24 protein-coding genes are annotated in these 23779 nt (G+C 70.1%); 11 read left to right on the top strand and 13 right to left on the bottom strand.

From position 1 onward, the window contains the following. Nucleotides 1-76: 76 nt before the first annotated feature. Nucleotides 77-1507, top strand: coding sequence for an apolipoprotein N-acyltransferase (gene lnt, locus ABEA67_RS04555; RefSeq protein WP_345461525.1), 1431 nt, complete (start codon nucleotides 77-79; stop codon nucleotides 1505-1507). A 141-nt stretch (nucleotides 1508-1648) separates the two neighbouring features. Here the strand turns inward: lnt and ABEA67_RS04550 are convergent, their stop codons facing one another. Continuing rightward, nucleotides 1649-2692 carry a tyrosine-type recombinase/integrase gene (locus ABEA67_RS04550; protein ID WP_345461522.1) on the bottom strand — a complete coding sequence of 348 codons (1044 nt, stop codon included), beginning with the start codon at nucleotides 2690-2692 and terminating at the stop codon, nucleotides 1649-1651. 163 nt (nucleotides 2693-2855) lie between these two features. Between ABEA67_RS04550 and ABEA67_RS04545 the strand changes: the two genes are divergently transcribed. Further along, nucleotides 2856-3035: an HNH endonuclease gene (locus ABEA67_RS04545; protein WP_345461519.1), complete on the top strand. Its 180-nt coding sequence runs from the start codon at nucleotides 2856-2858 to the stop codon at nucleotides 3033-3035. 102 nt (nucleotides 3036-3137) lie between these two features. On the opposite strand, the gene ABEA67_RS04540 is transcribed toward ABEA67_RS04545, so the two are convergent. Next, nucleotides 3138-4097, bottom strand: a complete 960-nt coding sequence (locus tag ABEA67_RS04540; protein ID WP_345461516.1) for a diacylglycerol/lipid kinase family protein — start codon at nucleotides 4095-4097, stop codon at nucleotides 3138-3140. Between the two features lie 38 nt (nucleotides 4098-4135). Between ABEA67_RS04540 and ABEA67_RS04535 the strand changes: the two genes are divergently transcribed. Beyond that, on the top strand, nucleotides 4136-4504 hold the full coding sequence (locus ABEA67_RS04535; protein WP_345461513.1) for an IPT/TIG domain-containing protein: 369 nt from the start codon (nucleotides 4136-4138) through the stop codon (nucleotides 4502-4504). A 61-nt stretch (nucleotides 4505-4565) separates the two neighbouring features. On the opposite strand, the gene ABEA67_RS04530 is transcribed toward ABEA67_RS04535, so the two are convergent. Then, complete coding sequence (locus ABEA67_RS04530; protein ID WP_345461510.1) at nucleotides 4566-6023, bottom strand: NAD-dependent succinate-semialdehyde dehydrogenase; 1458 nt, start codon at nucleotides 6021-6023, stop codon at nucleotides 4566-4568. A gap of 93 nt (nucleotides 6024-6116) precedes the next feature. Between ABEA67_RS04530 and hisS the strand changes: the two genes are divergently transcribed. After that, the gene (hisS, locus tag ABEA67_RS04525) at nucleotides 6117-7409 is read left to right on the top strand and encodes a histidine--tRNA ligase (RefSeq protein ID WP_345461507.1); all 1293 of its coding nucleotides are present in this window, start codon (nucleotides 6117-6119) and stop codon (nucleotides 7407-7409) included. A gap of 33 nt (nucleotides 7410-7442) precedes the next feature. After that, the gene (gene aspS, locus ABEA67_RS04520) at nucleotides 7443-9191 is read left to right on the top strand and encodes an aspartate--tRNA ligase (protein WP_345461504.1); all 1749 of its coding nucleotides are present in this window, start codon (nucleotides 7443-7445) and stop codon (nucleotides 9189-9191) included. Between the two features lie 90 nt (nucleotides 9192-9281). Here aspS and ABEA67_RS04515 read toward each other — a convergent pair whose 3' ends face one another. Then, the gene (locus ABEA67_RS04515) at nucleotides 9282-9899 is read right to left on the bottom strand and encodes a histidine phosphatase family protein (RefSeq protein WP_345461501.1); all 618 of its coding nucleotides are present in this window, start codon (nucleotides 9897-9899) and stop codon (nucleotides 9282-9284) included. Between the two features lie 64 nt (nucleotides 9900-9963). Between ABEA67_RS04515 and uvrC the strand changes: the two genes are divergently transcribed. Further along, entirely contained in the window at nucleotides 9964-11826 is a 1863-nt protein-coding gene (gene uvrC, locus ABEA67_RS04510) for an excinuclease ABC subunit UvrC (protein ID WP_345461498.1), read from the top strand. 95 nt (nucleotides 11827-11921) lie between these two features. Here the strand turns inward: uvrC and ABEA67_RS04505 are convergent, their stop codons facing one another. Then, on the bottom strand, nucleotides 11922-12083 hold the full coding sequence (locus ABEA67_RS04505) for a hypothetical protein (protein ID WP_345461495.1): 162 nt from the start codon (nucleotides 12081-12083) through the stop codon (nucleotides 11922-11924). 181 nt (nucleotides 12084-12264) lie between these two features. Between ABEA67_RS04505 and ABEA67_RS04500 the strand changes: the two genes are divergently transcribed. After that, the gene (locus ABEA67_RS04500; protein ID WP_345461492.1) at nucleotides 12265-12954 is read left to right on the top strand and encodes a phosphatase PAP2 family protein; all 690 of its coding nucleotides are present in this window, start codon (nucleotides 12265-12267) and stop codon (nucleotides 12952-12954) included. A 52-nt stretch (nucleotides 12955-13006) separates the two neighbouring features. Here ABEA67_RS04500 and ABEA67_RS04495 read toward each other — a convergent pair whose 3' ends face one another. Next, the gene (locus ABEA67_RS04495; protein WP_345461489.1) at nucleotides 13007-13888 is read right to left on the bottom strand and encodes a manganese catalase family protein; all 882 of its coding nucleotides are present in this window, start codon (nucleotides 13886-13888) and stop codon (nucleotides 13007-13009) included. 10 nt (nucleotides 13889-13898) lie between these two features. After that, a complete protein-coding gene (locus tag ABEA67_RS04490) occupies nucleotides 13899-14888 on the bottom strand; it encodes a manganese catalase family protein (RefSeq protein WP_345461486.1) in 990 nt (329 codons plus the stop codon). A 193-nt stretch (nucleotides 14889-15081) separates the two neighbouring features. Between ABEA67_RS04490 and ABEA67_RS04485 the strand changes: the two genes are divergently transcribed. Next, nucleotides 15082-15729 carry a GNAT family N-acetyltransferase gene (locus ABEA67_RS04485; protein ID WP_345461483.1) on the top strand — a complete coding sequence of 216 codons (648 nt, stop codon included), beginning with the start codon at nucleotides 15082-15084 and terminating at the stop codon, nucleotides 15727-15729. Nucleotides 15730-15786: 57 nt separating this feature from the next. Here ABEA67_RS04485 and ABEA67_RS04480 read toward each other — a convergent pair whose 3' ends face one another. The 6 genes from ABEA67_RS04480 to ABEA67_RS04455 all read right to left on the bottom strand — a co-directional run bounded on the left by ABEA67_RS04480 (nucleotide 15787) and on the right by ABEA67_RS04455 (nucleotide 20497). Then, the gene (locus ABEA67_RS04480) at nucleotides 15787-16785 is read right to left on the bottom strand and encodes a PIG-L deacetylase family protein (protein ID WP_345461480.1); all 999 of its coding nucleotides are present in this window, start codon (nucleotides 16783-16785) and stop codon (nucleotides 15787-15789) included. Nucleotides 16786-16792: 7 nt separating this feature from the next. Beyond that, the gene (locus ABEA67_RS04475; protein WP_345461477.1) at nucleotides 16793-18205 is read right to left on the bottom strand and encodes an aspartate kinase; all 1413 of its coding nucleotides are present in this window, start codon (nucleotides 18203-18205) and stop codon (nucleotides 16793-16795) included. Nucleotides 18206-18265: 60 nt separating this feature from the next. Beyond that, a complete protein-coding gene (locus tag ABEA67_RS04470; protein ID WP_345461474.1) occupies nucleotides 18266-19075 on the bottom strand; it encodes a CopD family protein in 810 nt (269 codons plus the stop codon). 8 nt (nucleotides 19076-19083) lie between these two features. Next, nucleotides 19084-19482, bottom strand: a complete 399-nt coding sequence (locus ABEA67_RS04465) for a copper resistance CopC family protein (RefSeq protein ID WP_345461471.1) — start codon at nucleotides 19480-19482, stop codon at nucleotides 19084-19086. 8 nt (nucleotides 19483-19490) lie between these two features. Then, nucleotides 19491-19937: a DUF1775 domain-containing protein gene (locus ABEA67_RS04460; protein WP_345461468.1), complete on the bottom strand. Its 447-nt coding sequence runs from the start codon at nucleotides 19935-19937 to the stop codon at nucleotides 19491-19493. 200 nt (nucleotides 19938-20137) lie between these two features. Next, nucleotides 20138-20497 (bottom strand): DUF2946 family protein, encoded by a 360-nt coding sequence (locus ABEA67_RS04455; RefSeq protein WP_345461465.1) that lies wholly within the window; start codon nucleotides 20495-20497, stop codon nucleotides 20138-20140. 160 nt (nucleotides 20498-20657) lie between these two features. Between ABEA67_RS04455 and gap the strand changes: the two genes are divergently transcribed. The 3 genes from gap (at nucleotide 20658) to tpiA (ending at nucleotide 23746) form a co-directional block, all read left to right on the top strand. Next, nucleotides 20658-21650, top strand: coding sequence for a type I glyceraldehyde-3-phosphate dehydrogenase (gene gap, locus ABEA67_RS04450; RefSeq protein WP_345461462.1), 993 nt, complete (start codon nucleotides 20658-20660; stop codon nucleotides 21648-21650). Nucleotides 21651-21729: 79 nt separating this feature from the next. Continuing rightward, entirely contained in the window at nucleotides 21730-22899 is a 1170-nt protein-coding gene (locus ABEA67_RS04445; protein WP_345461459.1) for a phosphoglycerate kinase, read from the top strand. 106 nt (nucleotides 22900-23005) lie between these two features. After that, nucleotides 23006-23746 carry a triose-phosphate isomerase gene (tpiA, locus tag ABEA67_RS04440; RefSeq protein WP_345461456.1) on the top strand — a complete coding sequence of 247 codons (741 nt, stop codon included), beginning with the start codon at nucleotides 23006-23008 and terminating at the stop codon, nucleotides 23744-23746. Nucleotides 23747-23779: the final 33 nt, after the last annotated feature.

Raw genomic sequence — 23779 nt, 5'->3', positions numbered from 1 at the left:
ATCCTAGTGCAAACGGCCCCGCGCGGGTGCGACATTCCCCCCGTCAGGGTGCCCCCGGCCCCCGTATCATGGCGCGGTGCCGCCGGTGCCCCCCTTCCTGATCGCCGCCCTGCTGGGTGCCCTGCTGGCCGCCTGCGGGCTGCCGCTGCCCTGGAGCTTTCTCTCGCCGCTGCCTCTGGCCTTTTTGCTGGCCTGCGTGGCCGACGCCGCGACCCCCCGGCAGGTGGCCGGGCGGATGTGGTGGGCGGGGTTTGCCTACAGCGCCGTCCACCTGTGGTGGCTGACGGCCTTTCTGGGCAAGATCTTCCACTTCGCGCCGCTGGGCGTCCTGGCCCTGGCCCTGTATGCGCTGGAGGGGGCCTTTTTCGCGCTGATGGCCTACCTGGCCGCCCGGCTGGTCCGCACGCGGGAGGCGCGGGTGTGGGCGCTGGCCGGGGGCTGGGTGCTGCTGGAGTGGCTGCGCTTTCTGGGGCCGCTGGCCTTTCCCTGGCCCACCCTGGGCTACACGCTGCTGCCCACCCCCGCCATGCAGATTGCCGACCTGGGGGGCGTGCTGCTGGGGAGCGTGCTGGTTGCCGCCACCGCCGCGTCGTTTGTCAGTGTGCGCTGGGAGAACCGCTGGCCGCACCGCCTCGTCACGTTCGCCTGGCTGGCGGCGCTGGCCTACGGCATCACGCGCGTGCCGGGGCAGGGGTCGGAGCAGCCCATGCTGGTCCTGCGCACCGATTTCGACTCCTTTGGACGGGCGACGCGGCAACTCACCCCCGAGGAGCAGCTCGCCGTGCAGCAGCGGCTCAGCGCCGCCCGCACCCCCGGCGAGATGGTGGTCTGGAGCGAGACGGCCCTCACCCCGCAGACGCTGCCCGGCTTTCCCGGCCCCGGCATCAGCGGTCTGGGCACCGTGGAGCCGCACCGCAACAGCGTGGTCAGCCTCGACGCCGCCGGGCAGATCACCGCCCGCAACGAGAAGGCAAAGCCGGTCCCGTTCGGGGAATACTTCCCGCTCTATGGCCCGCTGCACCCCGGCTACCAGGTCCTGGAGAACGCCATCGGCTTCGAGCTGGGGGCGCTGCCGCCCGCCCACGACCTCACGCCCCTGACCCTGAACGGCGTGACCTATGGGGCCTACATCTGCTACGACAGCGTGTTTCCCTGGGTGGCCCGGCAACTGGTGCAGAAGGGCGCGCAGGTGCTGGTCAACCCCAGCAACGACGGCTGGTACGACGGCTGGGGCGTGCAGCAGCACTTCATGATGGGTCGGGTGCGGGCCATCGAAACCCGGCGCTGGCTGGTCCGCAGCGTGAACCGGGGGATTGCGGGGGCCGTGGACGACCTGGGCCAGCCGGTGCGGACCCTCTCGCGGGGTGAGGGCGCGGTGCAGGTGCGGCCCCGCCTGCTGAGTGGGCAGACCGTCTACGTGCGGGTCGGGAACCTGCCCGCGCTGCTGCTGGCGGCGCTGATGCTCGTCTACGCCGTCCGGCTGGACCGCTGGGAACGCGGGCTGTGAACAGGGGAGAGCGGATTCCGGATGATCCGTTACGGCCCCTTCGCTGCGCTGCGGTGCCTCCACTCCTATCCGTCACCCTTGTTCCTTCTCCCGCCGGTCGGGTTAACCAGTGATTCCATCACTGATTAACCGGAATCCTTATTACTCTTCCCCGGCCCGCAGGCGCTCCATCGCCTCCACCGCCTCGCGGCGCACGTCCACATCCATCTTGGCGTAGATGGCGCTGGTGGTGACCGAAGCGTGCCCCAGCAGGTCGGCCACCACGTGCAGGTCGCGGGTGGCGCGGTAGAGGTGGGTGCCCGCCGTGCGCCGCAGGGTGTGCAGGCCCCACATCTCGGGGGGAAGGCCGAGGTGGCGGTAGTAGGCGTGGGCGATGAAACGGGCACCGTCGGTAGAAAGCCGGCCTCCACGATTCAGTGACGAGAGCGAGACGAGGAGCGCCGGGGACGCCGGGTTCACGGCTTGGCGGGCCAGCAGCCAGCGTTGCAGGCGTGTCTTGACGCCGGTGGGAAGCGGCACCACCCGCGTCTTGCTTCCCTTGCCCCGCACCGTGAGGGCCGCCCCGGACAGGTCCACATCTGTCACGTCCAGCCCCACGATTTCTGCCGCACGCAGGCCCAGAGTGCCGCCCAGGGCCAGCAGGAGCGTGTCGCGGCTGGCCTGTACGCCGTCCTCCGCATGCAACTCGGCGGGCAGGGCCAGCAGGTCACGCATCTGGGCCTGGGTCAGCGCACGTTTTTTCGCGTGTGCCGGGGTCGGATCGGAGGGTGGCGACACCCCCGCACTGGGGTCGGCCTTCAGCACGTTCGCCCACACCAGCGCCTTCATCAGGTTCCGGGCACCGTACAGGTGGCGCTTGATGGTGTTCGGTTTCAGCCCCGCTTCCTGCATGTGCAGTAGCCAGACCTCGAAATCCTCGGCGCTGAGCTGGTTCAAGGCGCGACTGGGCGACTCCGGCGGGCCAGTGAACGCCAGGAACTGCCGCACCGACTCCGCATAGGCTTTCAGCGTCAGTTCACTGGTGCGCCCCTTGCGGCTCGACTTGAGACGCATGTAGGTCGTCAGCAGGTCGGTCAGCGTGTCGGCGTCCTGGGCATGGGCCGCGCGCAGGCCTTCGCGGCGGCGGTTCTCGGCATTGCTCCACTTACTCGCCAGTTGCAGGGCCATTCCTGATGGGGCAGTCACAGTCCCATTCTACTCGGCAGAACTGAAATTATCCGGAGTAAGATGGAGTATGTCCAAACCACTCCCGAAGCAGTGTGCCTCCTGCCGCAGGACTTTATCCCTCACGGCCTTTGGTCCCTGACACAGGTCAGCCCATTGCGAGGGCTACCGGGTTTCCACACAGGTGGACGTAAAAACCCTCGCTCCCCTCATCCTTCCCGCCTCAGCCTGCGCCTACTGCCAGGGACCGCTGGACACCATCGGCTGCGCGGTGGACCACATCATCCCACTGTCACGGAGCGGCACCCACAAGCTGGGCATCCGCGCCACAGGCGACCTGCTCCCCGGTGAGTTCCAGACCTAGCTCACGGGAATTGCCCACCGTTTCCCCCCGACCTGGACCCCTCGCAGAGACCCGGAGGCCCCTTCCTGGCCTTCCTGTGAGGCCGCCGAACTGACCCCGCGTTCAGGTGTCCAGGTCAGCTTTCCTTGCCGGGGTCAGGAAGCGGATGGCTCCTGGCAGGATGCGAGCGGTAAAGGGCGTGGTTTCCACGTGCAGCTCGCCGTCGTACTGGAGGGGAAAGGGGTCGTCGGCGTCCACAGTGACGGTGCGGGCCTCCAGCGTTTCAAGGTTTCCGCTGAAGAGAGGATCGCCCAGATTCAGCTTGGCGCGCACCGAGTCGATCAGGTTGGGCACCAGCCGCAGCAGGTTCCCGGCCTTGAGCAGCACCACCGTGAAGCGGCCGTCCGAGGGGCTGATGTCGCTGGTGATGGGCAGGCGGTAGTTCGCCATGCCGAAGTTGGCGACCATCACGCCGATGCCCTCGAAGCTGCGCTTCTGCCCGTCAATTTCGAGGTGAAAGGTGGTCTTCTTAGGACTGATCTGCTTCATGGCGCTCATCACGTAGGCCATCGCCCCGAAGCGTTCCTTCAGCTCCTCCGAGTCACGGATCATGGCGGCGTCGGCCCCGGCTCCCGCCAGCATGGCAAAGCCGTTCTTCTCGCCCTGCACCTCCACCTCGCCCAGGTCCACCCGGACGGCGTGCCCACCCGCCACGATGGCCGCGAGTTCGGCGGGGTCTTTGGGCAGGTCGAGGTTCTGCGCGATCAGGTTGGCGGTGCCCGCCGGGTAGGCCAGCAGCGGCACGTTCTGGTAGCGGGCCGCGTAGGCCAGGCTGCTCACCGTGCCGTCACCGCCCGCGCCCACCAGGGCGTCGAAGCTTTTCAGGTCGCTGACGTACCCCGCCATCTCCGTGTCGGGCTGAAGCTCGCGTTCGGTCACGTCCGCGCCCGCCTCTCGCAGAAAACGCAGGAAGTCGGGGAGGCCACTGTCACCATGTCCGCTTTTGGGGTTGAAGACGATCAGAACGCGCTTGCCCTGGAGGCGCGGGTCGGGGGTGGTGGGGGGGGGAGTTTGACCCGTCATGTCGCGCTTATTAGACTGCCCCCACGGAGGCTGCTGCTATGGTGCGTTTCTTCTTTGCTTCTTTACTGTTCGTGGGTGTTCTGGCATCCTGTGCCCCCCGGCAACAGGCTGTGGCGGGCGTCACCGTCACGCCCGTGCTGATCAAGCTCTCGGAACCCGCGGCACGGGGCGGTACCCTGACCATCCAGGGCCGGTATCTGGGTGGCCCGTCCACCGGCAAGGTGCGGCTGGGCACGGACATGACCGGCGCGGGCGGGTACGTGTTCCCGGCCAGCGCCGTGCAGTCGTGGACCGACAGCCAGATTGTCCTGACCGTCCCAGCCGACGCGCCGGTCGGCGGCTCGTGGCTGTTCGTGGAGGTGGGCGGGATGCGGTCCACCGGTCTGCCCTACAGCGTGCGGCAGTAGGTGTTCATGAGAGAGGGCGGCCCAGACTAGCGGGCCGCCCTCTCCCCTGTCCTGGGGTTCCTCAGCCCACGACCTGGGCGTTCTTGCCTACCCCCGGCGCGGGGGGCAGCGTCCGCACCAGCTTGCGGTTGGTAAACTCGAAGATGCCGAGGCGGTCGAGTTCGCGCCCGAAGCCCGAGCGCTTCACGCCGCCGAAGGGCAGGTTCGGCTGTGACGAGGTGGGGTGGTTGATCCACACCATGCCGCTGTCGAGCTGGTCGGCCACCGCGCGCGCCCGCGCCAGGTCGCTGCAAAACACCGCGCCCCCCAGGCCGTAGCTCGACGAGTTGGCGAGGGCCACGGCTTCCTCGTCGCTCGACACCCGGTAGACCACCGCGGCCGGGCCGAACAGTTCCTCCGAGTAGGCGCGCATCCCCGGCTTCACGTCCGTCAGGATGGTGGCGTCCACGAAGGCCCCGGGGAGGTCGGGGCGGCTGCCCCCCGTCACCACCGTCGCCCCCTGGTCGACCGCGTCCTGCACCTGAGCCAGCAGGTCCTGCGCCGCCCGCTCGGAGGAAAGCGGCCCCAGACGGGTCGCGGGGTCGGCGGGGTCGCCCGGCTTCAGGCCCGCGAAGCCCTGGGCCAGCCCAGCCACGAAGCTGTCGTACAGCTCGTCCAGCACGATGAAGCGCTTGGCCGCCACGCAGCTCTGGCCGGTGTTCGCCATCCGGCCGACCACGGCGGCCTTGATGGTCTGGGCGAGGTCCGGCGCGTCCAGCACGATGAAGGGGTCGCTGCCGCCCAGTTCCAGCACGCAGCGCTTGAGATGCCGCCCGGCGAGTTCGGCCACGCTGGCCCCAGCACGCTCGCTGCCCGTCAGCGACACGCCCTGCACGGCGGGGTGGGCGATGACCTGCTCGACATCGCGGATCTGGAGGAAGACGTTGGTGTAGACGCCCTCCGGGGTGCCCGCGTCACGGAAGAGCTGCTCTAGCGCCAGGGCCGACTGCGGGCAGATTTCCGCGTGCTTGAGCAGGATGGTGTTGCCGACCACCAGGTACGGCGCGGCGAAGCGGGCCACCTGGTAGAGCGGGAAGTTCCACGGCTCGATGCCCAGCAGCACGCCCAGCGGTTCGTTGACGATGGCCGCCTCGCCGCCCTCGACCTGGAGGGGCTGCGGGCGCAGGAACTCCGGCCCCTTCTCGCCGTAGTACTTCAGGATGCTGGCGGCCAGCTCGACCTCGAAGCCGCTTTCGCGGATCAGCTTGCCCATCTCCAGCGTGATCAGGTGGGCCAACTCGTCCTTGCGTTCCAGCATCAGTTCGCCGGCCCGGCGGACGATGGCGGCGCGTTCCTCGACGGGGCGCTGCCGCCACTCTCCGAAGGCCTGGTGGGCGCGCTCGATCACGGCGGGCACCTCGGCGCTGTCCAGGAAGGGAAACTCGCGCACCGTCTCGCCCGTGTAGGGGTTGACGGTGGCAAAGGGGCGGTGGGCCGAGTCGCTGGCGGTCTTGTCGGGGTGGAGGGGGTCAGGAGTCACGGTCCGATTCTCCCCCCCGCTGGCGGGGCCGGATGAGGACGGCGGGGGCTTGTGTTTAACCCTCGCCCCCCCGGCTGCTACACTTCCCAGGTTATGGCGTTACAACGCCCCAAGGGCACCCAGGACCACCTGCCGGACGGCAGCCCCAAGCTTTCCCGTGACGTGCAGGCGTCGGCCTTCCGCCACGTGCAGAATACGGCGCAGCGCGTGCTGGAGCGGGCGGGCGCGCAGTTCATCAATACGCCGCTGTTCGAGGAGGCCGAACTCGTCAAGCGCGGTGTGGGCGGCAGCACCGACATCGTCCGCAAGGAGATGTTCACGGTCTACTACTTCGGGGACCACGGCGGCTACGTGCTGCGGCCGGAGGGCACGGCCAGCATCGTGCGCGCGTACCTCCAGAACGGCCTCAAGCAGCTCCCGGCCCCCCTCAAGCTGTGGACCCACGGCCCGATGTTCCGCGCGGAGAACGTGCAGAAGCTGCGGCTGCGGCAGTTTCACCAGGTGGATTACGAGGTGCTGGGGTCCGAAGGCCCCCTGGTGGACGCCGAGGCCATCTGGCTGATGTGGGAGGTCGTGCGTGAACTGGGCTTGACCGGCGTGCGGGTGAAGCTCGGCTCCATCGGCGACCCTGAGGACCGCGAGGCCTACAACGCCTACTTGCGCGAGCTGTTCACGCCGCAGCTGGAGCGGCTGTCGGGGGACAGCCAGGACCGCCTGACCCGCAACCCCATGCGGATTCTGGATTCCAAGAGCGCCGAGGATCAGGCTCTTATCCGCGAGCTGGACGTGCGGCCGATGCTGGACTTCCTGGGCGAGGAGGCGCGCGCTCATTTCGAGGCGGTGCAGCGGTATCTGAGCGTCTGGGACGTGCCCTTCGACGTGGACCCCGGCATCGTGCGCGGGCTGGACTACTACCGCCGCACCGCGTGGGAGCTGCACCACGAGGGCATCGGTGCGAAGTCCGCCCTGGGGGGCGGGGGCCGGTACGACGGTCTGGCCGAGCAGCTCGGCGGCGCGGCGGTGCCCGGCATCGGCTGGGCGTTCGGCATCGAGCGGGTCCTGGGGGCGCTGGAGGCGGAGGGCGCGGCCTTTCCCGAAACGGGCGGCCCGCTGCTGTTCCTGGCGGCGATGGACGAGGAGAACGTGGGACTGGCGGCGCGGGTGGCCCTCCAGGGTCGCCGGGTGGCCCGGGTCGAGTTTGCCTACCGGGCGCTGAAGCCCGGCAACGCCTTCAAGGAAGCCGACCGCCGCCGCGCCCGCCTCGCCGCCATCATCGGCAGCGATGAGGCCGCGCGAGGCGTGCTGAACGTCAAGGACCTCGCGTCGGGCGAGCAGCGGGAAGTGCCCTTCGCGGAGCTGAACACCTTCCTGGCCGAACAGGTCTGAACATCCCACCGTCTTCACCACAACGGAGTCCCCATGAAACGCACCTCCTACATCGGACAACTGAATGAGCAAAACGCCCGGCAGACCGTCATTCTCCAGGGCTGGGTCAGCCGCCGCCGCGACCTTGGCGGGCTTATTTTCATTGAGCTGCGCGACCGCACGGGCACCGTGCAGGTGCAGGTGGAACCGGATTCCCCCGCCTTCCGTGACGCCGACACTGTGCGCGCCGAGTACGTGCTGGAGGTGGAGGGCCGCTTCCAGCCCCGCCCGGAGGGTCAGCGCAAGGGCGGTTTGAGCGACTACGAGGTCATCGCCTCGCGCGTGACGGTCCTCAACGCGGCCAAAACCCCGCCCTTCGAGCTGGAAAAGGGCGAGCAGGTCGCCGAGGACATCCGCCTGAAGTACCGCTATCTCGACCTGCGCCGCCCGGAGATGCAGCGGCACCTGATGCTGCGTTCGAAGGCGATGGCCGCCGCGACCGCCTTCCTGGATGCCGAGGGCTTCGTGCAGGTGGAGACGCCGATGCTCACGCGCTCGACGCCAGAGGGGGCACGCGACTTTCTGGTGCCCTCCCGGCTGAACACGGGCGAGTTCTACGCGCTGCCGCAGTCACCGCAACTGTTCAAGCAACTGCTGATGATTGCGGGGCTGGACCGCTACTACCAGTTCGCCCGCTGCTTCCGCGACGAGGACCTGCGCGCCGACCGCCAGCCCGACTTCACGCAGCTCGACATGGAGCTGAGCTTCGTGACCCAGGAGGACGTGCTGGACGTGCAGGAACGGCTGATGGCCGCCGTCTTCCGCGACGTGCTGGGCGTGGAGCTGCCTCTCCCCTTCCCCCGCCTGAGCTACCACGAGGCGATGGACCGCTACGGCTCCGACAAACCGGACCTGCGTTTTGGTCTGGAGTTCGTGGACGTGACCGACCTGTTCCGGGGGGGCGAGTTCAAGGCCTTTGCGGACGCCGAAACCGTGAAGGTGCTGGCGGCCCCCGAGCTGACCCGCAAGCAGATTGACGAGCTGGAGCGCGTGGCGAAGCAGAACGGCGCGAAGGGGCTGGCGTGGCTCAAGCGCGACGCCCATGCCGATGAACACGGTGGCTTCACGGGCGGCATCAGCAAGTTCGTGGGCGACCAGGCGACGGCGCTGCTGGAGCGCACCGGGGTGGAGCCGGGTGGCACGCTGCTCTTCGCAGCGGGCGAGTGGAAGAAGGCGGTGACGGCGCTGGGGGCAGTGCGTCTCGCCCTGCGCGACCTGTTCGACCTGGCCGCCGCCGGGCCGCAGTTCCATGTCTCCTGGGTGGTGGACTTCCCGCAACTGGAGTTCGACGAGGACTCCGGCACCTGGACCTACATGCACCACCCCTTCACGGCCCCGCACCCCGAGGACATCCCGCTGTTCGGGACCGGGCGGCAGGGCGAGATTCGCGCGCAGGCCTACGACCTGGTGCTGAACGGCTTCGAGGTGGGCGGCGGCTCCATCCGTATCCACGACCCGCGGGTGCAGGCGCAGATGTTCGGGGCCATCGGCTTCAGCGAGGAACAGGCCCGCGAGAAGTTCGGCTTCTTCCTGGACGCTCTGGAATACGGCACGCCCCCCCACGGCGGCATCGCCTGGGGCTTCGACCGCCTGGTGATGGTGATGGCGGGGGCCTCCAGCATCCGCGAGGTCATCGCCTTCCCCAAGAACAACCGCGGCGTGGACCTGATGGCCCAGGCCCCCTCCCCTGTCGAGGACGCCCAGTTGGCGGAAGTGGGGATTGAGGTCAGGTCGCAGGAGTGAGAAGGAGGGGGTGCAGGCCCCCTTTTCTGTTATGGTTCTAAGTGAATATTTTCACGATAAATTTGGTCGTGATTTTTTTGTTTCCTGGCTCTAAAGCATTCCCTCAAGATGCCCTCCGTCCGCCACACGCACCGCCACCCACCCATCCGGCTCCCACACCAGTTCCGTCACTGCCGTATTGCCATGCTGATAACGGCTGGTCTGCCAGGCCTCCGCCAGGTCCGTCCCCAGCAAAAAGGGCAGAACCGAGGAGAGCGCACCCCCATGCGAGACGACGAGGGGCGTGCCCTCTTCTTCCAGCACGCCCTCCAGGGCCGCTTGAAAGCGCCGGGCGACCCCTTGCAGGCTCTCGCCGCCGGGGAAACCGAGGGTGCCGTCCTCGTGGAGCCACTCGTGGTGGTGGGTTTGCAGGTGACTATAGGGACGGCCGACCCAGCTCCCGGTGTGGAACTCCTGCACGCCGACCAGCACGGTGACGGGCACGCCGAGAGCGTCCGCGATGGCCTGCGCCGTCTGCCGGGCGCGGCGGTAGGGGCTGGCGTAGACACGGGGGGCGGGCAGGTTCAGGGCGGCGAGGTGGGCCGCGACCGCCTGCGCCTGCCTCTCCCCCAGGGGGTCGAGGGGGTCGTCATGGCCCGCGCCGAGGGTCTGGGCGACGTTGCTGGCAGTACGGGCGTGGCGGATGAGAAAGAGGCGGCGGGCGGGCATGGGGGCAGGCTAGCGCGGTGAGCCTTCTTCCGGTGCGGGGTGGCGGGCTGGCCTATGCTGAGCCGTGCATTTCGACGACCTGCCCGTGCTGCCCGCCTCGCCCGGCGTGTACCTCTTCCGCAAGGGAGGGACGCCCATCTATATCGGCAAGGCGGTGAATCTGCGCTCGCGGGTGGCGCAGCACTTCAAGGCGGGGGGCAAGAGCGGCAAGTTCACGGCGCTGGCGGACCAACTGGAGTTCATCACCGCCCGCAACGAGGTCGAGGCGCTGGTGCTGGAGGCCAACCTCATCAAGCAGCACCGCCCGCACTACAACGTGCTGCTCAAGGACGACAAGCACTACCCGTTCCTGAAGCTGACAAATGAGGCCTTTCCGATGCTGGTGGTCACGCGGCGGGTGCTGAAGGACGGGGCGAGCTACTACGGGCCGTACCCGGACGCCTCGGCGGTGCGGCGGGTCAAGCACCTGATCGACACGATGTTCCCGCTGCGGAAGAACTCGGGGCTGCCCCTCCAGAAAAAGCCCCGGCCCTGCCTGAACTACCACATGGGCCGCTGCCTGGGGCCGTGTATCGACGCGGCGGACCCGCAGGCCTACGCGCGCACGGTGGAGGACGTGAAGGCGCTGCTGGAGGGTCGCGCCGCGCCCGTCATCGCCAGGCTGAAGGAGGACATGAAGGCGGCCGCGAAGGCGCAGGACTTCGAGCAGGCCGCCCGCGTGCGTGACCGGGTGCAGGCGGTGGAAAAGCTCTTCGGCACCGAGCAGCACGCCTACGTCAGCGAGGAGACGGACCTGGATTTCCTGGGCGTGGCGCAGGCGGGCGAGTACGCGATGGTGCAACTGTTCCGGCTGCGCGGCGGGCGGGTGGTGGGGCGCGACAAGCGGTTCCTGACGGACACGGAGGGCGGCGGCGACGTGGGCGAGGTGCTGGGGGCCTTTGTGCAGGACTACTACACGCAGGCCACGCACGTGCCGCCCCTGATCCTGCTGCCCGCCGACTTCGAGGACGCGCCGGTGTGGAGTGCTTTTCTCAGCGAAAAGGCCGGGCGCAAGGTCGAGATGCGCTCGCCCCGGCGCGGCGACAAGGTGGACCTGGTGGAGATGGCGCAGCGCAACGCGCAGGCGGGACTGGAATCCGAACTGGCGCTGCTGGAACGGCGCGGCGACCATCCCGGCCTGGACGCGCTGCGCGAGGTGCTGGCGCTGCCCGAGCGGCCCTGGCGCATCGAGGGCTATGACAACTCCAACCTCTTCGGCACCAACATCGTCTCGGGCATGGTGGTGTTCGAGGGCGGCCGCGCCCGGCGGGGCGAGCACCGCCGCTTCAAGGTGCGGGGGCTGGACCACCCCGACGACTACACGGCGATGAAACAGACGATTGTGCGCCGCTTTACCGGCACGCTGGCCGACAAGCTGCCGCTGCCGGACCTGATCCTGATCGACGGCGGGCGCGGGCAGGTGAACGCCGCGCTGGACGCCCTGCAGGAGGCGGGGGTGCGGGTGCCGGTGGTGGGCCTCGCCAAACGCGAGGAACGCATCATCCTGCCGGGGCGCTACGGGGCGCAGTGGTGGCTGGAGGGGGGCAGCGAGGTGGGCGTGGACCGGGAACTGCTGCTGCCGCACTCGCACCCGGCCCTGCGCGTGCTGATCGGCGTGCGCGACGAGGTGCACCACTACGCGGTGAGCTACCACCGCAAGCTGCGCGGGCAGGACATGCTCCGCAGCGTGTTCGACGACCTGCCGGGCATCGGCCAGAAGCGCCGGGACGCGCTGCTGGAGCAGTTCACCAGCCTGGAGGACCTGGCCGCCGCCCCCGTCGAGCAGATCGCGCGGGTGCCGGGCATGAACCTGAAAGCGGCGCAGAGCGTGAAGGCCTACCTGACAGAACGGCTGGTGCAGCGGCAGGCGAACAGCACGCCGGTGTAGCGCCCAGGAGTGCTGGCGGCTGGAAGCTGGCCGCCCACCAAAAGGGCCGCCCCCTCGTCAGCGGAGGGGGCGGTGGGCGGGACGGGTGCGGCGGGTCATGCGGGGCGGACGCGGGGGCGCAGGGTCAGCGCGCTCAGGAAGGCGGCCAGGCGGGACGCGGGGCGTTCCTGGCGGGCGGCGCGGGCGTCGCGGTTCCGCTGGGCCTCGGCGCGGAGGGCTTCGGCGCGGCTGCAGTTGAGGTCGGGATAGAGGTGCATCCGGGGTTCCTTTCTGCCGGGGGAAGGTCCCTTTCCGGCTGCCCCTATGGTGCGCCGGGGGACCCCGCGGGGGCATCCGCCGGCCAGCGCAGGCCCGATGCGCCGGATGGCGGAGGGCGGGGCAGGCATTTCTGAACGTTTTCCGTAAGGCGTCCGGCCCCGGTCCCCCTACAGTGGGGGGATGCGCCGCGACCTGCCCGACCTGCTGGCGCGGCACTGGACGCAACTGGCACTGCTGCTGCTGGGCGTGCTGGTGCCGCTGCTGTTTCTGGCCGACCTCACCGAGGACGTGTTCCGGGACGGCGGCTTTGCCTGGGACCGCACCGTGCTGGCGTGGTACGCCGCGCACCGCACGCCGGGCCTGACGGCGGCAGCGGAAACGCTCGCGCGGCTGGGGGGCGTGCAGGTGCTGCCGGTCGTGACGACGGCCATCGTGCTGGCCCTGGCGCGGGTGGGGGCGCGGGCGCACGCCTGGTTTCTGACCTGGGCGCTGGCGGGCGCGACGCTGCTGAACGTGCTGGCGAAGCTGCTGTTCCAGCGGCCCCGGCCCACCGACCTCGGCGCGGTGCTGGTCGAGCAGGGCTTCTCGTTTCCCAGCGGGCACGCAATGGCGAATATGGCGTTCGGTTTCGCGCTGGTGCTGGTGTTCTGGCACACCCGCGCGCGCTGGTTGGCGGTGGTGCTGGGCCTGGGCTGGGCGCTGGCGGTGGGAGCCAGCCGCAACTACCTGGGCGTGCATTACCCCACCGACGTGCTGGCGGGGTTCGCCGCCTCCATCGCCTGGGTCGCCGGGCTGTACCTGATTCTGGCGCGGCGCTGGCCGGGACTGCGGTCGGCCCCGGCGCGGGAAGGGCGGCGGGGACAGGGATAAGGGCAGGCGGGTCACCTCTCCAGAAGGTGACCCGCCTGCCTGAAGCCTGGCCTCAGTCGCCGGGCGTGACGATGAGGGTCGTGTCTTCCCCGGCCCCCCCCACCAGCTCCTGCACCTCGGGAAAGGTGCTGGGCATGGGGGGAGCGAGGCGGGGTTCCTCGCCCATGGGCTGGAGGTGCTTGACGCCGAACTCGCCGCGCCCGTCCAGGCTCGGCCCACTCGTCCAGCGCCCGGCCGGGGCGGGCGTCCCGTCGGCCGAGGTGGTGAGGAAGGTGTAGGCAAACTCGCGCGTCTCGTGGTCCTCGTCGTGGGGGAAGGAATTGGGGATGGGGAGGACGCCCGGATGCCCGCCGAGTTCCTCGATGACGGCCAGCCACTGCTGCTGGTGCATCGCGTCACGGGAAATCAGGAAGCGCAGCATTTCCTTCATGCCGGGGTCGTCGGTCATGCTGAACAGGCGCGAGAGGGCCACCTGGTTGAGCATCTCGCCCTCGGCGTTGGCGTACAGGTCCGCGGCGAGGTTGCCCGTGGACACCACCCAGGAGCCGTCGAAGGGGTTGCCCTCACTGTCGGCGGCCAGGGCACCCATGCCGCCAGAGAGGTAGGCGCGGGGATTCATTCCGCCCATCACGGCGGCCACCATCGGATTGTGCCGGGCGGCCTCCATCTGCACCGCCTCCGGCGAGCCTTCCAGGTTCAGGGCAATGGCGGTCGCCAGCATCTCGATGTGGCCGAGGTCCTCGGTGGCGGTGTGCAGGCGCAGGTCGCGGTATTTCTCGGGGCCGCGCGAGTTCCAGGCCTGGAAGAGGTACTGGAACACCACCCGGATTTCCCCCTCGTACCCGCCCAGGGCCTGTTGCAGCATTTTGGCGAAGAGGGGGTCGGGGGTCTCCACCCGGACGGGAAACATCAGCCTCTTGTCATGGAAGTACAAGGTTCACCCCTCAACGCTCTTCGCGGTCGTTGCCGCCGCGCAGTTCCTCGGCGACGTTCTTGAGGCTGTCCTTGATGCGGGTGGCGATGCCTTCCGAGCTGGTGCTGCTGGCGTCGGCCCCACGCCCGCTGGTGTATCCGGCCTGGGCCACCCGCTGCTGGCCGCCTTCCAGCTCCTGCACCTCGGGAAAGGTGCTGGGCATGGGGGGCGCGAGCTGGGGTTCCTCGCCCATGGGCTGGAGGTGCTTGACGTTGAACTCGCCACGCCCGTCCAGGCTCGGCCCACTCGTCCAGCGACCCTGGGGGGGCGGGGAGCCGTCCGCGTTGGTGGTGAAGAAGGTGTAGGCGAACTCGCGCGTCTCGTGTTCCTCGTCGTGGGGGAAGGAGTTGGGGATGGGCAGCACGCCGGGGTAGCCGCCGAGTTCCTCGATGACGGCCAACCACTGCTGCTGGTGCATCACGTCGCGGGAGATCAGGAAGCGCAGCATTTCCTTCATGCCGGGGTCGTCGGTCATGTCGTACAGGCGGCAGGCCAGCACCAGGCCGGACGACTCGGCGTTCACGTTCGAGTACATGTTGGCGGCGATGTTGCCACTGGCGACCACCCAGGAGCCGTTGAAGGGGTTGCCCTCGCTGTCGGCAGCCAGCGCGCCCATGCCGCCCGAGAGGTAGGCGCGCGGACTCATCCCGCCCATCACGGCGGCGACCATCGGGTTTTGCCGGGCGGCCTCCTCCTTGACCACGTCGGGCGAGCCTTCGAGGTTCAGGGCGATGGCGGTGGCGTACATCTCGACGTGGCCGATTTCCTCGGTGCCGGTGTGCAGCAGCATGTCGCGGTACTTGCTGGGGCCGCGCGAGTTCCAGGCCTGGAAGAGGTACTGGAGCATCACGCGCATCTCGCCCTCGATGCCGCCCAGCGCCTGCTGGAGCATCTTGGCGAAGAGGGGGTTGGGCTTCTCCACCCGGACGGGGTACTGCGTCTGCTTGTCGAAGTAGAACATGCGGCCTCCTTGGCGTGGGGCGGAAAACGGGAATGGGACGGCGGAAAACCGCCGCTCCCGGATTCTGGCCGCAGCTCTGACGCTGGCCTGCCCGGTCGGATGAAGGTGGCCCGGCAAGAGTTGACCGGGTTTCCTAACTCCGGTGAAGGAGCCTTCACCCGGCCGGGACAGGCAGATGCTCTAGGCTGGGGGGATGGGAGCGGGTCAGCCGGAGCGGGTCGGGGTGCGGGCGCTGCGGCGCGGGGATTTCGGGGAGGTGGCGCGGGTCGCGTATGCCACCGGATTTTTCGGGGAGACAGCGGCCGGCTATTTCCCCGACCGGGGGCTGTTCGCGGACCTGTGGGTGCGGCCGTACTTCGTGGGGGAGCCGTTCGGGTTCGCCGCCGAGCGGGAGGGGCAGGTTCTGGGGTACATCATCGGCACGCCGGACGGGGGCGAGTACCGCCGGGCCTTTGCGCGGGTGCTGCTGGGGGTGCTGGGCCGGGCGGTGCGGGGGCGCTATCCACAGCTGGGCGGGTCGCTGCCCTACCTGCTGCGGCTGGGGCGCTTTGTCAGCCCGCACGCCCCGGAGCGCCTCTTTCCGGCGCACCTGCACCTGAATCTGCTCCCCGAAAGCCGGGGGCTGGGGCTGGGCGGGGCGCTGCTGGACGCCTACCTGGCAGCCCTGCGGGCGCGCGGCGTGCGGGGCCTGCAACTGTCCACCACCGCCGAGAACCGCGCCGCCGTCGCGCTGTACGAGAAGCGCGGGCTGCGGGTGTGGGAGGCGCGGGAAAGCCGGCTGTGGCAGCCGTGGCTGGGGCGGCCCACGACGCATCTGGTGATGGTGCGGAGGTTGGATTAGGGCGGGGCGCAGTGGAGTGGACGCCTGAGATATGCGGCAACGCAACGGAGCGCCGCCCTAGTGGCTTCCGGCCTCCGCAGGCACCGCGCGGGGCACCGTCTGCGGCGACAGGAGTTCGTTCTCGCGCACGAAGGCGGCCAGAAAGCGGCTCATCACGTCCATCTGGGAGCGGTGCTCGCGCAGGGCGCGGAGCTTGGCGTCCTCCTGTTCGGGGGTGAGGTCCACGCGCTCCCAGGCCAGGCGGCGGCCACGCGGCGCAATCAGCAGCGGGAAATGCTCGTGCAGGCCCTTGGGCAGGGGGTATTCCAGGCCGCCGTGGACAATCCAGAAGCGCTCGCGGCCCACCTCGCCCCGCGTCGCCAGCAGCCGGGTGACGAAGTAGCTCGCGGCGCGGTGGTCGGGGTGGGCGTCCTGCACGCTGGGGGCCAGCACCACGTCGGGGCGCACGGTGTCCAGCACCCGCCCCAGGTCCCGCTCGACGTTCTGGCCGGTGTAGGGGGCACCCGGCGTGAGCGCCTGCGGGTACGGCACGTGGGTGGCGCGGGTGTAGCGCGACTGGAAGGGCTGGGCGTAGTTCTCCAGAAAGAGGTGCAGCAGGCCGCCGTCGGGGTAGCCCAGGAAGATCAGGTGGTCCTGCGGCACCTTCAGCACCCCCATCGCGCGCCTCGCCTCCCCGATGCGGCGCGTGCCCAGACCGGCGAGCTGCTGGCCGCTGGGCCGGGGCGCGCGGCTCAGCAGCACCGCGTCGAGTTCGAAGCCGTCCCCGCTGGTGAGCCACACCACCCATACCTGCGCCCCCGCCGCCCGCGCCTGCTGGATGCTGCCCGCGCAGCACAGCGTCTCGTCGTCGGGGTGCGGCGAGACGACCAGGACGCGCTGCCCGGCGTGGTAGGGCGGGGCCGGGGGCAGGCTGTCCACCACCGCCGCCGCCCGCGGGTAAAAGAGCCGCAGCGCCCCCGTGGTGTTGATGACAAAGGCCGCGGCCAGCAGCAGCGCGGCGACCAGCACCGCGACGCGGAAGCGGCGGGGTCGGGAGCGGACCGGAAACCGGTTCAACGGCCCGTCAGTCGGCGGCCGCGGCCGGTTCGCCCAGGTGGAAGGCGGCGTGGACGGCGCGGGTGGCACTCTCGACCTGCGCGTCCTCGATGGCGACGCTGATGTTCAGCTCGCTGGACCCCTGGCTGATCATCAGGATGTTCACGTCGTCCTGCGCGAGGGCACCGAAGAGCCGGGCCGCCACCCCCTTCTGCCCGCGCATCCCGGCCCCCACGATGGCGAGGACCGCCACGCCGGGCTGCTCCTCGATGTTCAGCTCACCCGTCACGGTGCGGCGCAGGGCGGCCAGGGTGCGGCCCGCGTCGGCGCTCTGCACGGCCAGCGAGACGTTGCTCATGGAGCTGCTCTGGGACACCATCAGCAGGGTGATGTTCTCGCGGGCGATGGCGTCGAAGAGGCTGGCGACCACCTCGGGCACGCCCAGCACGCCCGCGCCGGTCACGTTGATCAGGCTCACGCGGCGGATGGCGGTCACGGCCTTGACCGGGTGCCCGACCTCGTTGTGGGCGGCCTCCTGCACCAGCGTGCCGGGAAAGTCGGGGTCGGCGGCGCTCTTGACGCGCAGCGGGATGCCGCTTTCGCGCAGGGGCGTGACGGCCAGGGGGTGCAGCACCTTCGCGCCGAAGTACGCGAGTTCCATCACCTCGCCGTAGCTCAGGACCTCGATGTTGCGGGCGTCCTTCACCACGCGGGGGTCGGCGCTCATCACGCCGTCCACGTCCTTCCAGGCCCAGACCTCGTCGGCTCCGAGCGCCTTGCCGATGATGGTGGCCGAGAAGTCGGTGCCGCCGCGGCCCAGGGTGGTGAGTGCGCCCTCCTCCGTCTCGCCCATGAAGCCCGCGACGACCGGCGTCACGCCCGCCCCCAGCAGGCCGCCCAGGCGGTCGCGGATGCGCTCGTAGGTGCCGGGCAGGGGCCGCGCGTTGCCGAAGTGCGCGTCAGTGGTGATGCCCGCCTGCCCGCCGGTGAGGTGATGGGCGCGCAGACCCTGGCCCTCCAGCGCCAGGGTCATCAGCGGGGCGCTGAGGCGCTCGCCGAAGGCCACGATCAGGTCGCGCGAACGGGGGGTGAGTTCGCGCAGCAGGTAGACGCCGTAGATGGCCTGCCGCAGCGTCTCGTGCAGCTCGCGGATCTCGCGCACCGTTTCACTGTCGGGGGCCGCGCCGAGGTCCTGGGCCGCCGTGAAGTGCCGGGTGCGCATCGCCGCGATCTCGTCGTTGGCCGCCGCGATGTCGCCGCTCTGGGCGGCGTCGGCCAGGCGCAGCAGCTGGTTGGTCACACCCGCCATCGCGGAGACCACCACGACCACCTTCACACCCGCGCCGATACTGCGTGCCGCGAGGCCCGCGCTGTGGCGGATGGCCTGGGCGTCCTGCATGTTGGTGCCGCCGAACTTCATCACGAGAAGCGAATACGCCATGCGCCACAGTATGCCGCCCGCCCCGGCGTGGGGGCGGGCGGGCGTCTGGGCAGGGGAACTTCAGCGGCGCTCGGGGTGGGCGGCCACGTGCCCGGCATGGCTGGGCGGCGGCAGGGTCGTCAGGCCCGCGGTCACGCCCAGCACCCCCAGCAGCAGGGCCGCCTCCAGGCCCAGCCGGGGGCGGACCGGCTGCCCCCGCGCGAAGGCCCGCCGGACGGCCACCGCCGCCAGCAGCGCCAGCGCGGCCAGCGCCAGCTTCAGGAGCAGCGCGCGCCCGTAGCCGCTGTCCGGCAGGGCAAGCAGGGGGCCGGCGTGCGTCCACGTCAGCCACAGGCCCGACAGCCCCAGCACCCCGACGCAGGTCAGGGCGAGCGGCGTGAAGCGCCGGGCCAGGGCGGGGTCCGGGACGGGATGGGTCCGCAGGGCCAGCACGCCGCCCAGCCAGACGGCCATCGCGCCCGCGTGCAGGGCGGTCAGGAGGCGGGTCAGGAGGCCGTGCGTGCCGCCATGCCCACCCCCCGCCTCCCCCCACAACAGCGTGGCGGCGGCCAGGGCGGCCAGCAGGACCGGCCAGCCGGACAGCTCGGCGGCGAGCAGCAGGACCGCGCCCATCACGCGGGTCAGGGCCGCGCGGCCCGGTCCGGTGTCCGTCAGGTAGGCGAGGACGTCCCCCGGGGTCAGGAAGCCCAGGTCGGCCAGGGTTCCGCCCACCTCCAGGGCCGCGCCCAGGATCAGCAGCCCCAGGCCCACCCCCAGTCCGGCGGGCGAGGGCCGGGCCGGGGTCAGGGCGCGGCGGGCAAAGGTGCCGCCGACCAGCAGCAGCACGCCCAGAAAGGTCAGCAGCTTGGCCGCCGCCAGCGCGGGCAGCACCGCGGCCCTCAGCGCACCTGGAAGACGGAGTGCCCGCTGACCGGGTGCCCGTCTTCCGAGAGAATGCGCCACGCGATCAGGTAGCGGCCGGGCCGCAGGGGGGTCCGCAGGGGCAGGACCACGCGGGCGGCCTGGCCGGACAGGATGGGGGCCGTGTCCACCCGGCGCTCCCCGTCGTCGCGGCTGGCGAGGGCCTGGGCGGCCGCCTGCGCCGCCTCCATGCCGGGCGGCAGCGGCAGCACCTTGAGGGTCGCAAACCGGAGGTTGAGCGGCTCACCGAACGTCAGGACGACGCGGGTGGGCGCGGAGACACGGGCATTCGCGCCGGGCGTGACCGAGGTGACCTCGGTATGCGCCAGCGCGGTCCCCAGGGTCAGGGCGGTCAGGAGGGAAAGCAGAATGCGCATGGGAACTCCTACTTGACGGTCGTGCGGCTGGCGGGGGCCTGTTCCGCGTCGGTGTCGTCCCAGGCGACGACCGAGCCGTCCGCGTAGGTCTGGTACACCTTCCAGACCAGGGTGCCGGGCTGGTCTGGGTTGCGTGCCTGGAAGAAGAAGCGGGCGTACTCCTGGGGACCGACGCGGCCGCGCCAGACCACCTCGGTGACGAGGCCCGCGTCGTTCAGCCGGACGCTGCGGACAAAGCCGGGCGTGACCTGAAACCGGGTGAGTGTGACGCCTGCCGGAACCACCAGCCGGATCTGGGTGGTGCTGACGTTCTTCTCGGTGGGCACGTTCAGCCGGTACGTCTCGCTCTTGCCCGCGGCCGATTCGGTCAGGCCGCTCTCGGTGCGGACGGTGGCGTGGGCGGCCGCCACGGGGAGCAGCAGGGCCAGCAGCAGGGGAAGGGAACGTCGAATCATGGGGGTTCTCCTGGACAGGGTCATCCGGCAGGACGCGGCCGACCGTCCGGGAACGGGGGCGCGTCCTCCGGGCAGGGGTGGGGCAGAACTTCGGGCTGTCTGCGGCGGTTCCCGTTCAATTCCTGAACAGGAAGTCCGGGGCTTTTCCTTCTCCAGACGGACACCCGGGGGAGCTTCAGCCCCCGCCAGCGGCATCCGTCTCAACCCGGCCGCGGCGGCGCGCGGGCCTCGGGCAGCGGGAGCCGGGTGCGGGCCGCGCGGGGCAGCGGTGCCCGCTCCCGCACGGGCCGGAGGACGAGGCCCGCGAGAGATCCTTCCGGTGCGGGCGCGGTGGCAAAGGCCCCGGTCAGGCAGAACAGGCAGTGGGCGCGGTGGTCGGCGGCGTGGTCGGGCAGGGGGTGGGGGGCGGTGCCGTGCTGGTGCACCGGCATGGCCGGGGCGCAGCCGGCTTCCCCCAGCATGGCCCCCACCGGGAGCCGCAACGGGTAAGCGAAGGCGGCCAGGACCGTCAGCAGTGCCGCGAGCCGGCGCAGGCTGGGGGTCCGGGGCCAGAGTGACACGGCTCACTGTAGGGCGGGGCGGGGGGACGGGTGACCTGAAGGCCAGCCGCAGGCTGTCCCGCCGCCCGGGACGCCGCAACGCTGCGGCGTGGGTTACACTCGCTCATGCGTGGGGCGGCGGCTGCCCCACAGTTTCCCAGAGGCAGCACGAGGAGGACATATGAAGGTAGGCATCAACGGCTTCGGCCGCATCGGACGTCTGGTGTTCCGCATTCTGATCGAGCGCGGCGTGGACGTCGAGGCGATCAACGACCTGACCGACACCAAGACGCTGGCGACCCTGCTGAAGTACGACTCGACCGCGGGGCGCTTTAACGGCACGGTGGAGTACGACGAGAACAGCCTGACCGTCAACGGGCAACGCATCCGCGTGCTGGCCGAGCGCGACCCCGCCGCGCTGCCCTGGGGCGAGCTGGGCGTGGACCTGGTGATCGAGTCCACCGGCATCTTCACCGACCGCGAGGGGGCCAGCAAGCACCTGGCGGGCGGCGCGAAAAAGGTCATCATCACCGCGCCCGCCAAGAACGAGGACATCTCCATCGTGCTGGGCGTGAACGAGGAAGAGTACGACCCGGCCAAGCACAACATCATCAGCAACGCGAGCTGCACCACCAACAGCCTGGGCGCGCCGATGAAGGTGCTGGACGAGGCCTTCGGCATCGAAAAGGCCATCATGACCACCGTCCACTCCTACACCAACGACCAGCGCGTGCTGGACCTCCCGCACAAGGACCTGCGCCGCGCCCGCGCCGCCGCCGTGAACATCATCCCCACCTCCACGGGCGCGGCCAAGGCCGTCTCGCAGGTGTACCCCAAGCTCAAGGGCAAGTTCGACGGCACCTCGCTGCGCGTGCCCACCCCGGTCGGCTCGATCAGCGACGTGGTGGTGATCCTGGGCCGCGAAGTGACCGCCGACGAGGTCAACGCCGTCTTCCGCGAGGCTGCCGAGGGCAAACTCAAGGGCATCATCAAGTACACCGAGGACCCCATCGTGCTGGCCGACATCGTGGGCGACCCGCACTCGGCCATCATCGACGGCGACCTCACGATGGCGATGGGCAACCTGGTGAAGTTCTTCTCGTGGTACGACAACGAGTGGGGCTACAGCAACCGGATCGCGGATCTGGTGCAACTGGTACAGCAAAAAGGCTGATGGCCGGTGGCAGAAGGCAGATGGCTGAGAACCTCTGGCCTTCTGCCTTTCGCCTTCTGCCTTCTGCAAAGGGAGATTCATGCAAACCCTCGACCAACTGAACGTAGGCGGCCAGCGCGTGCTGGTGCGCGTGGATTACAACCTGCCGATCAAGGACGGCGCAGTGCAGGACGAGACGCGCGTGACGGCGAGCGTGCCGACGCTGCAAAAGCTGCTCGCGCAGGGGGCCTCGCTGGTACTGATGAGCCACCTGGGCCGCCCGAAAAACGGGCCGGAGGAGAAGTACAGCCTGCGCCCCGTGGCGGCGGTGCTCGAAAAGGCGCTGGGCCGCCCGGTGCGGTTTATCGGTTCGCTGCCCTCCAGCGAGGAGACACTGCGGGCGGTGGAATCCCTGAAGCCCGGCGAGGTGGCGCTGCTGGAAAATGTGCGCTTCGAGCCGGGCGAGGAGAAGAACGACCCGGAGCTGAGCCGCCAGCTGGCGCGGCTGGGTGACGCCTTCGTGCTGGACGCCTTTGGGAGCGCGCACCGGGCACATGCCTCGGTGAGCGGCGTGGCGGGGCTGCTGCCGCACGCGGCGGGCACGCTGCTCCAGACCGAGGTGGACGCCCTCTCGCGGCTGCTGGAGAACCCGGCGCGGCCCTACGTCGTCATCATCGGCGGGGCCAAGGTCAGCGACAAGATCAAGGTGATCGAGAACCTGCTGCCGGGGGTGGACCGGATGCTGATCGGCGGCGGGATGATGTTCACCTTCATCAAGGCGAAGGGCGGCCAGATCGGCGGCAGCCTGGTGGAGGAAGACCAGGTGGCCTATGCCGGGCAGTTGCTCGCGCAGTACGGCGACAAGCTGATGCTCCCCACCGACGCGGTGGCGGCGGATAAGTTCGCGGCGGATGCCCGGACGCAGGTGGTGCCCGCCGACCAGATTCCCGACGGCTGGATGGGCCTCGACATCGGCCCTGACACGCAGCGGGCCTACGCGGACGCCCTCAAGGGGGCGAAGACCGTCTTCTGGAACGGCCCGATGGGCGTGTTCGAGTTCCCGGCCTTCGCGGCGGGCACCAACGCGGTCGCGCAGGCCGTGGCGGACCTCGGCCAGGACGCCTATACCGTCGTCGGCGGCGGTGATTCGGTCAGCGCCATCAACAAGAGCGGCCAGGCCGACCGGGTCAGCCACATCAGCACCGGCGGCGGGGCCAGCCTGGAACTGCTCGAAGGCCAGCGGCTGCCGGGCGTCGAAGCGATGAAGTGAAGAGGCCGCCGGCGAACAGCTTCCAGCTTCCAGCCCGGAGACGCTTTTGCTCAGGCTTCTTCTGGCTGGAAGCTGGCGGCTGGCCGCTGGCCGCCCCGGAGGAACCATGACCAGATCCACTCCCCTCCTCGCCCTCAACTGGAAGATGAACAAGACCCCCTCGGAAGCCCGGGCGTGGGCGGCCGACCTCGCCTCAGCCCTGGTCCCCGGCCGCGCCGAGCTGGCCGTCCTGGCCCCGGCCATCGACCTCCCCGCGCTGGCCGAGGGCCTGCCCGCGGGGGTGGCCTACGGTGGACAGGACGTGTCGCAGCACGAGGCGGGCGCGTACACGGGTGAAATCAGCACGGCGATGCTGCGCGACCTGGGCGCGACCTATGTCATCGTGGGCCACAGCGAGCGCCGCGAGTACCACAGCGAGACGGACGCGGTGGTGGCCGCCAAGGCGCGGCAGGCCCAGGCGGGCGGCCTCACGCCCATCGTGTGCGTGGGCGAGCGGCTGGACGTGCGCGAGCGCGGCGAACACGTGAACTTCACGCTCGACCAGCTCCGTGCCAGCACCGACGGCGTGGGCGAGAACCTGATCGTCGCCTACGAACCCGTCTGGGCCATCGGCACGGGCCGCACGGCCACCGCCGACGACGCCGAGGAGATGGCCGCCGCCATCCGCCGGGCGCTGGCGGGGCTGTACACTGCCGACGCCGCAGGCTTCCGCATCCTGTACGGCGGCAGCGTGAAGCCCGACAACATCGCCAGTATCTGCGCCCGGCCCAATGTCAACGGTGCCCTGGTCGGCGGCGCGAGTCTGAAGGTGGCCGACGTGCTGGGCATGAACGACGCGCTGAGGTAAAGCCTCTTCCCTACTCTGGAAACGGGGTGGGGG

The organism is Deinococcus carri, from assembly GCF_039545055.1.
Classification (GTDB): domain Bacteria; phylum Deinococcota; class Deinococci; order Deinococcales; family Deinococcaceae; genus Deinococcus; species Deinococcus carri.
Note: the sequence above shows the minus strand (reverse complement) of the source record. Positions and strands in the feature narration are given on the sequence as shown.

Excerpts from the sequence above, each read along its gene's own strand:
- ABEA67_RS04540 (WP_345461516.1), bottom strand. The coding sequence starts at position 4,097 with ATGACGGGTCAAACTCCCCCCCCCACCACCCCCGACCCGCGCCTCCAG.
- ABEA67_RS04535 (WP_345461513.1), top strand. The coding sequence starts at position 4,136 with ATGGTGCGTTTCTTCTTTGCTTCTTTACTGTTCGTGGGTGTTCTGGCA.
- hisS (WP_345461507.1), top strand. The coding sequence starts at position 6,117 with ATGGCGTTACAACGCCCCAAGGGCACCCAGGACCACCTGCCGGACGGC.
- aspS (WP_345461504.1), top strand. The coding sequence starts at position 7,443 with ATGAAACGCACCTCCTACATCGGACAACTGAATGAGCAAAACGCCCGG.
- ABEA67_RS04515 (WP_345461501.1), bottom strand. The coding sequence starts at position 9,899 with ATGCCCGCCCGCCGCCTCTTTCTCATCCGCCACGCCCGTACTGCCAGC.
- ABEA67_RS04505 (WP_345461495.1), bottom strand. The coding sequence starts at position 12,083 with ATGCACCTCTATCCCGACCTCAACTGCAGCCGCGCCGAAGCCCTCCGC.
- ABEA67_RS04500 (WP_345461492.1), top strand. The coding sequence starts at position 12,265 with ATGCGCCGCGACCTGCCCGACCTGCTGGCGCGGCACTGGACGCAACTG.
- ABEA67_RS04490 (WP_345461486.1), bottom strand. The coding sequence starts at position 14,888 with ATGTTCTACTTCGACAAGCAGACGCAGTACCCCGTCCGGGTGGAGAAG.
- ABEA67_RS04485 (WP_345461483.1), top strand. The coding sequence starts at position 15,082 with ATGGGAGCGGGTCAGCCGGAGCGGGTCGGGGTGCGGGCGCTGCGGCGC.
- ABEA67_RS04475 (WP_345461477.1), bottom strand. The coding sequence starts at position 18,205 with ATGGCGTATTCGCTTCTCGTGATGAAGTTCGGCGGCACCAACATGCAG.
- ABEA67_RS04465 (WP_345461471.1), bottom strand. The coding sequence starts at position 19,482 with ATGCGCATTCTGCTTTCCCTCCTGACCGCCCTGACCCTGGGGACCGCG.
- ABEA67_RS04460 (WP_345461468.1), bottom strand. The coding sequence starts at position 19,937 with ATGATTCGACGTTCCCTTCCCCTGCTGCTGGCCCTGCTGCTCCCCGTG.
- gap (WP_345461462.1), top strand. The coding sequence starts at position 20,658 with ATGAAGGTAGGCATCAACGGCTTCGGCCGCATCGGACGTCTGGTGTTC.
- ABEA67_RS04445 (WP_345461459.1), top strand. The coding sequence starts at position 21,730 with ATGCAAACCCTCGACCAACTGAACGTAGGCGGCCAGCGCGTGCTGGTG.
- tpiA (WP_345461456.1), top strand. The coding sequence starts at position 23,006 with ATGACCAGATCCACTCCCCTCCTCGCCCTCAACTGGAAGATGAACAAG.